Source organism: Candidatus Bathyarchaeota archaeon, from assembly GCA_026014465.1.
Classification (GTDB): domain Archaea; phylum Thermoproteota; class Bathyarchaeia; order Bathyarchaeales; family Bathycorpusculaceae; genus JADGNF01.
The window spans coordinates 1-1,305 of sequence record JAOZID010000006.1 but is presented as its reverse complement, the minus strand read 5'-3'; the positions used below and the strand labels follow the sequence as shown (position 1 = coordinate 1,305).

General features: G+C 45.1%; 1 protein-coding gene. It reads left to right on the top strand.

Annotation, left to right across the window (positions count from 1 at the left end; genetic code table 11):
• Positions 1–73 precede the first annotated feature (73 nt).
• Positions 74–1,305, top strand: a 1,232-nt coding sequence (locus NWF04_01995) for an IS1634 family transposase (protein MCW4005362.1), incomplete at its 3' end; no start/stop codon positions are given.

Sequence of the window (1,305 nt, the reverse complement as noted above, 5' to 3'; positions counted from 1 at the left end):
AAACTTTTTTGATAGAATAAATACGTTGCGTGTTGTAGCATGTTGTGATACAATAATCTTAACGAGGTGCTCTATGTACGTTCAAACTCTCTTAGAAAAGAAAACCGGCAGACGCCTGATGATGTTCGTTGAAGGCTATCGTGAACATGGAAAAGTCAAACACCGTACCATTGAACGCATCGGATATGTCGATGAGTTTACTTCCCTCTTTGAGGACCCCATCGAACACTTTAAGCAGATTGCGAAACAACGCACTGCTGAAAAAAAACAACGTGAACAACCGGTAACTATTGAATTGATGCCTCGAGCCCTTTTGACGTTTAATACACCTACCAATAGCTACGACTGTGTGAAAAACATCGGCTATGCGGCAATCAGCAGGATCTTCCACCTGCTGGGTATTCACAAATTTTTTGATGATCGTAGAAAGTATCTGGATATCTCTTACAATCTTACCGCGGTAGTGAAACTGCTGGTCTATGAACGCATGCTTGCACCCGGATCAAAACGTGCGGCTTGGATGAGTAAACACAAATACTTCGACAAGATGGACTTCGACTTGAATGCTGTCTACCGCTCACTGAGTATTCTGCCTCGCTATCGAGAAGATGTGCTCCTTCATCTGCACGCACAGATGGTAGACCACTACCACAGAGACTCAACGCTGTTGTTCTATGATGTGACCAACTATTACTTTGAAATCGATAATGAGGACAGTCTCAGACGCAAAGGCTACAGCAAGGAGCACCGTCCCAATCCGATTGTGCAGATGGGATTGTTCATGGATGGGGATGGATTCCCGATCACCTATGATCTGTTTGCCGGCAATACCAATGACTGCACCACATTTACTCCCATGAGCGCGAAGTTGAGAGCTCAGCTTCATACCAAACACCTGATTTTTGTTGCAGACAAAGCCATGATGAGCGGAACCAATATTGCTGATGTAATCACACACCACAACGGGTACATCTTCAGTAAGGCTGTGCGGGGATCGACACAGCTGCTCAAGGATACTGCAAGGGATCCTAAAGGCTACACCTGTTTTGATGAGTATGGGAATCTCATTGCTGAGAATGATTCGAAGACGCAGGTCTCATTCAAGTTCAAGGTCCTCGATGAGGCCAAAAATACCAATGTAACCACCAATGAGGGAACGACTAAACCGGTCAAAGGTGTGGGACATTATCAGATTATCTACTGGTCACATGACTATGCAAAGCGAGCACAGCTTGACCGAGCTGCTGCGGTGGAGAAAGCCATGGTTGCTGCCATGCGACAGAGTAAGGATGTTATTGATAATAA